Annotated in this window: 3 protein-coding genes and 2 rRNA genes; 3 read left to right on the plus strand and 2 right to left on the minus strand. The window is 45.7% G+C overall.

The window, feature by feature from the left end; all coding sequences use genetic code 11:
• Positions 1–81 precede the first annotated feature (81 nt).
• The 3 genes from KQP93_RS17445 (at position 82) to KQP93_RS17455 (ending at position 2,825) form a co-directional block, all read left to right on the plus strand.
• Positions 82–621 carry a hypothetical protein gene (locus tag KQP93_RS17445; RefSeq protein WP_217875384.1) on the plus strand — a complete coding sequence of 180 codons (540 nt, stop codon included), beginning with the start codon at positions 82–84 and terminating at the stop codon, positions 619–621.
• Between the two features lie 118 nt (positions 622–739).
• Positions 740–2,017: a LysM peptidoglycan-binding domain-containing protein gene (locus tag KQP93_RS17450; protein ID WP_217875385.1), complete on the plus strand. Its 1,278-nt coding sequence runs from the start codon at positions 740–742 to the stop codon at positions 2,015–2,017.
• A gap of 91 nt (positions 2,018–2,108) precedes the next feature.
• Complete coding sequence (locus tag KQP93_RS17455) at positions 2,109–2,825, plus strand: hypothetical protein (protein WP_217875386.1); 717 nt, start codon at positions 2,109–2,111, stop codon at positions 2,823–2,825.
• Between the two features lie 531 nt (positions 2,826–3,356).
• Here the strand turns inward: KQP93_RS17455 and rrf are convergent.
• Together rrf and KQP93_RS17465 are read right to left on the minus strand one after the other, a co-directional pair.
• A 5S ribosomal RNA gene (rrf, locus tag KQP93_RS17460) occupies positions 3,357–3,471 on the minus strand.
• Positions 3,472–3,595: 124 nt separating this feature from the next.
• Positions 3,596–6,479 (minus strand): 23S ribosomal RNA (locus KQP93_RS17465).
• Positions 6,480–6,594 lie beyond the last annotated feature (115 nt).

Below are 6,594 nucleotides of genomic sequence, written 5' to 3' on the forward strand. Positions count from 1 at the left end.
CATAGTTAGAACACTTACTTACAATTTGCTAAGGCGCTGTTTGGTATCATGTACCCATTAACGTTTAATGGACTAACCAATATGAGATACCTTGCCTTAGCGCTGCTTTCTTCACTTGCCTTTATTCCTACAAAAAGCTTTGCTGGTATTTATGACAGCCCAGATATAAACCTGTTTGTTAAATCAGAACATAATAGTACTGATTCAATCACCTCAGCCGGCATCGAATTTATCGCTAAAAATAACTACAGCAATTTCGGCGCAGCATTTACAACGGCACTAGGCTCAGCAGAAGTATTTACTAAAAAAGGTGATCGGGAGACATTTCTCACCTTAGATAGCGGCATCAAATTTGGCTATTTCAGTGACTTTTTTGTCTATGGCGAAGTGGGCTTAGATTTAATTGAGCTTGCTTTCTACGACGACCGAAAAGACCATGATTATAGCGACCGCTATGATGACGACCACAATAATATAGATGGCTATGTTGGTGTGGGTATGGGCGTGGACTCAAAGCCATTCAGAATAGAGATCTATGCCAGAGCCCGAGAAATAGACAGCCGCTATTGGGAAGCACAAAACCATAGTTATGCTGGGTTACAAGTTAGTATTTCGTTTTAATTTCAATTGGGTGAGTAAGTTAGCGAGCTGTTAATCTAATGGTCATTTTTAGCTCACCCTATGTTAAGCTTAGGCGCTTTAGTTTACCCGCACCTAAGTTAACGGAGTATTTTAATACGTGTTTTTAAATCGATTTTTAGGCCTTGTTGTTGTTTCTCTTATTGTAACAGGCTGTCAGACTGCCCCTGAGTCACTTCCCGAAAAGAAGCCCATCATCAAAGCCAATCCAGGTACTGTGGTTGCAGAAGCTAAAACAGCACAAGTAGACGCGGTGACACCGCTCAAACCAAGTGAACTTGATGACGTATGGCAGCGTATTCGCATTCAATTGCAGTTTAGCGATTCAAGTCACCCAGATGTGCAAAAGCGCATTGCTTGGTACCTTACTCATCCAAATTACATGGAAGAAATAAGCCGCCGAGCAGCGCCGTATTTGTATCATATCGTCACAGAAGTAGAAAACCGTGACTTACCAATAGAACTCGCTCTAATGCCGCTTATAGAGAGCGATTTTGATGCCAGTGCCTATTCTCACAAACATGCATCGGGTTTATGGCAACTCACCCCCTCAATCGCCAAATACTTCAAAGTAAAAATTACACCTTGGTATGATGGTCGCCAAGATGTGGTCGACAGTACCCGTGCAGCTTTGGATTTTATGGAATACCTTTATAAACGCTTTGATGGCGATTGGTATCATGCTATTGCTGCCTACAATATTGGTGAAGGGCGTGTATTACAGGCAATTGCTCGTAATAAAAAACAAGGTAAGTCGACGGACTTCTTTAGCTTAAAGTTACCATCGCAAACCAAACAATACGTGCCTAAGTTACTGGCCGCAGCACAATTATTAAAACACCAAAGAATGATATTCCCTGCCATTAAGAATGAGCAGGCTATTGCGACCTTACCAGTGACTGGTGCAGTGATCTTGGCAGACAAAGCGAAATGGCAAGAGCTTGAAGAGCTAAACCATGGTGTTATCCGATACCCAGCGGTGATTGATGCGCCACATATTGTGGTTCCCAAAGATCAGCAAGCAAGTTATCAAACTCTATTAGCTAATCAAAAGAGCAATGATTATAGCCAGTGGCAACATTACACAGTTAAACGGGGTGATAGCTTAAGTGTGATTGCAAAGAACTATAAAGTAACAGTTAGCCAACTGAGAACCTTCAATAACCTAAAAACAAACACCATTCGTATTGGTCAAAAGCTGATATTGCCACAATTGGCTGATCAGCAAATCGAGTATAAGGTGAAATCTGGCGACAGCCTTTGGAAAATCGCAAAGCAATACAAAGTCAGTATCACTAAACTTAAACAATGGAATAACCTTTCAAGAGATAGCTTAAGAGTCGGTGAAAAGCTCACCGTATTTATCTCAAATAGTTAATACCAAATCAGGGAGTTTTACTCCCTGTCTCTTTTATCTATCCAATTAAAGCTGTATCTTTATTAGTCTATAAAAACAACAATTAAAAATTATGGATAATCAGCAACAGGACGCAAGCTGTTCAACCGTTAAATCAGAACAAGACTCTAACGTTGAAGAGCAAACAAAGACCACCCAGCAAAACATTCCCCCAGTCAGCAACCAGCGCAAGGCATGGTTTACCAACGAGCGGCTAAACCTATTTCTCGCACTTTGTGCCATTATAATTTCAGCAGCCTCCTTTTATGCCACTTACTTGCAAGCCAGCGCCGCAGAACGACAAGTAAAAGCCGCAACCTGGCCATGGCTCGAAGTGATGACGGGGAATTTTAATGAAGAAAAAAATTATGAAGAAATCACTATCAACATTAAGAATTCAGGATCAGGCCCAGCCATTATTAAATACGTTAAATTCTTCCACGATGAAAAGTCGTATACAGAGATATTTGAAGTAATAAAAGACTGCTGCTTTGATATCTATGCTTACCAAGAGCAATTAAATAAGTTGCAAAATGAGTCACCAGAGATCAATTTCTTTGAAAAATTTGGTTGGTTGTATACCGGCGTTAGTAATAACCGATTATTAGCCTCAGGCGCTGAGCTTAATCTTTTTGGTTTTAAGAAAACAGGCTTCAATGCAACTCAGTGGGACAAGGTAAATGACCAACGCTTTAATATCAAAACTGAGATCTGCTACTGCTCGTTGCTAGAACAATGCTATCTAAGCGATGGCCGCGGCGATGTAAGAGAAATACAGCAGTGTGAGTGAGCTAGCGAGGGGAAAGTTGCAAGAGTAAAGTTTGGAAATCTGGCGTAGGTTGGGTAGAGCGAAGCGAAACCCAACACCGAGCTATCAGCTTTCAGCCGTCAGCGATCAGCCGCGTGGTGTGGGTGTTTGGTGCTGCGTCTACCTCTGCCAGAGGTTCTAGGCTATAGGCTCTAGGTAAAATGTACCTGTAGGAATGGCTTTTAGCCATGAATGTGTTTGTTATGGTCTGAATTCGGCACTGAAGTGCCTCCTAATGGGTTTGTTGCTGAGGGTGACTCAGTTACCTAACAACCCGGTAGATCAACTGACATCTATTATCTGACGTCTGAGATACGTATCACGTAGAAATGGCTTTAGCCGTAAATGTGTTTGTTAAGGTCTAGATTCGGCACTGAAGTGCCTCCTACGGGGTTTGTTGCTGAGGGTGACTCTTTACTAAACAACCCCACAGCTCAACTGACGTCTGACGGCTGAAAGCTCCCAGACGCAAAAAAGCCCGACTCTTTCGAATCGGGCTTTCTCTTATTTGGAGCCTGGCGATGACCTACTTTCACATGGCAAATGCCACACTATCATCGGCGCTGTTTCGTTTCACTACTGAGTTCGGCATGGGGTCAGGTGGGTCCAAAACGCTATTGTCACCAAGCAAATTTGGTTCGTTAATCGCCTTGGCAATTAACTAAAATTCGGAATGCTGATATCAAGTAAATGTCTACTTTAGTAACTTAACTTCTGTCTGTTACGCTGTCATAAAACGCGTTTGGCGTTGTATGGTTAAGCCTCACGGGTAATTAGTACAGGTTAGCTTAATGGCTCGCACCACTTCCACATCCTGCCTATCAACGTTGTAGTCTTCAACGGCCCTTCAGAGACTTTAAAAGTCTAGTGAGAACTCATCTCGAGGCCTGCTTCGCGCTTAGATGCTTTCAGCGCTTATCAGTTCCGAACGTAGCTACCGGGCAATGCCATTGGCATGACAACCCGAACACCAGCGGTTCGTTCACTCCGGTCCTCTCGTACTAGGAGCAACCCCTCTCAATTCTCAAACGCCCACGGCAGATAGGGACCGAACTGTCTCACGACGTTCTAAACCCAGCTCGCGTACCACTTTAAATGGCGAACAGCCATACCCTTGGGACCGACTTCAGCCCCAGGATGTGATGAGCCGACATCGAGGTGCCAAACACCGCCGTCGATATGAACTCTTGGGCGGTATCAGCCTGTTATCCCCGGAGTACCTTTTATCCGTTGAGCGATGGCCCTTCCATTCAGAACCACCGGATCACTATGACCTACTTTCGTACCTGCTCGACGTGTCTGTCTCGCAGTTAAGCTGGCTTCTACCATTACACTAACCGTACGATGTCCGACCGTACTTAGCCAACCTTCGTGCTCCTCCGTTACTCTTTGGGAGGAGACCGCCCCAGTCAAACTACCCACCAGGCACTGTCCGTAACCCCGATTAGGGGCCAACGTTAGAACATCAAAACTACAAGGGTGGTATTTCAAGGACGGCTCCACAAAAACTAGCGTTTCTGCTTCAAAGCCTCCCACCTATCCTACACATGTAGGTTCAATGTTCAGTGCCAAGCTGTAGTAAAGGTTCACGGGGTCTTTCCGTCTAGCCGCGGGTACACAGCATCTTCACTGCGATTTCAATTTCACTGAGTCTCGGGTGGAGACAGCGTGGCCATGGTTACACCATTCGTGCAGGTCGGAACTTACCCGACAAGGAATTTCGCTACCTTAGGACCGTTATAGTTACGGCCGCCGTTTACCGGGGCTTCGATCAAGAGCTTCGTCCGAAAACTAACCCCATCAATTAACCTTCCGGCACCGGGCAGGTGTCACACCGTATACGTCATCTTGCGATTTTGCACAGTGCTGTGTTTTTAATAAACAGTCCCAGCCACCTGGTCACTGCGGCTCCCGTCCGCTTAGAGAGCAAGTCTCATCACAGATAGGAGCGTACCTTCTCCCGAAGTTACGGTACGATTTTGCCTAGTTCCTTCACCCGAGTTCTCTCAAGCGCCTTAGTATTCTCTACCTGACCACCTGTGTCGGTTTGGGGTACGATTCGGTATAATCTGAAGCTTAGAGGCTTTTCCTGGAAGTATGGCATCAACAACTTCACACCCTTGGGTGCTCGTCTCGTGTCTCAGTCTTAAGAGTCCGGATTTTCCTAAACTCTCAACCTACTCACTTTCACATGGACAACCAACGCCATGCTTGTTTAGCCTGCTCCGTCCCCCCATCGCAATTATACCAAGTACGGGAATATTAACCCGTTTCCCATCGACTACGCCTTTCGGCCTCGCCTTAGGGGTCGACTTACCCTACCCTGATTAACATGGGATAGGAACCCTTGGTCTTCCGGCGTGCGGGTTTTTCACCCGCATTATCGTTACTCATGTCAGCATTCGCACTTCTGATACCTCCAGCATACCTCCCGGTACACCTTCAACGGCTTACAGAACGCTCCCCTACCACTCAAAATAAATTTTGAATCCGCAGCTTCGGTGCATAGTTTAGCCCCGTTACATCTTCCGCGCAGACCGACTCGACCAGTGAGCTATTACGCTTTCTTTAAAGGATGGCTGCTTCTAAGCCAACCTCCTGGCTGTCTGGGCCTTTCCACATCGTTTCCCACTTAACTATGACTTTGGGACCTTAGCTGGCGGTCTGGGTTGTTTCCCTCTTCACGACGGACGTTAGCACCCGCCGTGTGTCTCCCGGATAGTACTTTACGGTATTCGGAGTTTGCAAAGGGTTGGTAAGTCGGGATGACCCCCTAGCCTTAACAGTGCTCTACCCCCGTAAGTATTCGTCCGAGGCTCTACCTAAATAGATTTCGGGGAGAACCAGCTATCTCCCGGTTTGATTAGCCTTTCACTCCTAGCCACAGGTCATCCCCTAACTTTTCAACGTTAGTGGGTTCGGTCCTCCAGTTGATGTTACTCAACCTTCAACCTGCCCATGGCTAGATCACCGGGTTTCGGGTCTATACCTTGCAACTATACGCCCAGTTAAGACTCGGTTTCCCTACGGCTACCCTAATCGGTTAACCTCGCTACAAAATATAAGTCGCTGACCCATTATACAAAAGGTACGCAGTCACCCTCGAGGGGCTCCTACTGCTTGTACGTACACGGTTTCAGGTTCTATTTCACTCCCCTCACAGGGGTTCTTTTCGCCTTTCCCTCACGGTACTGGTTCACTATCGGTCAGTTGGGAGTATTTAGCCTTAGATGATGGTCCACCTATATTCAGTCAAAGTTTCACGTGCTCCGACCTACTCGATTTCACTTAAGATGCATTTTCGTGTACGGGACTATCACCCTGTATCGTCAAACTTTCCAGAATGTTTCACTAACACATAATAAGCTTAAGGGCTGGTCCGGTTTCGCTCGCCGCTACTTCCGGAATCTCGGTTGATTTCTGTTCCTACGGGTACTTAGATGTTTCAGTTCTCCGCGTTCGCCTCTTACACCTATGTATTCAGTGTAAGATACCTGCAAGCAGGTGGGTTTCCCCATTCGGAAATCCTAGTCTCAAGCGCTTTTTACTAGCTTGACTAGGCTTATCGCAAGTTAATACGTCCTTCATCGCCTCCAACTGCCAAGGCATCCACCGTGTACGCTTAGTCACTTAACCATACAACCCAAACGGGTCTTTGTTAGTGACAGCTGTTAACTTCGCCAGAAGTTAATTCATCAAATAATGATGAGAATACTAAAGTAGATACCGATTAATCATTGCTGATTAACTG

It is taken from the genome of Pseudoalteromonas shioyasakiensis (assembly GCF_019134595.1).
Taxonomy (GTDB): Bacteria; Pseudomonadota; Gammaproteobacteria; order Enterobacterales; family Alteromonadaceae; genus Pseudoalteromonas; species Pseudoalteromonas shioyasakiensis_A.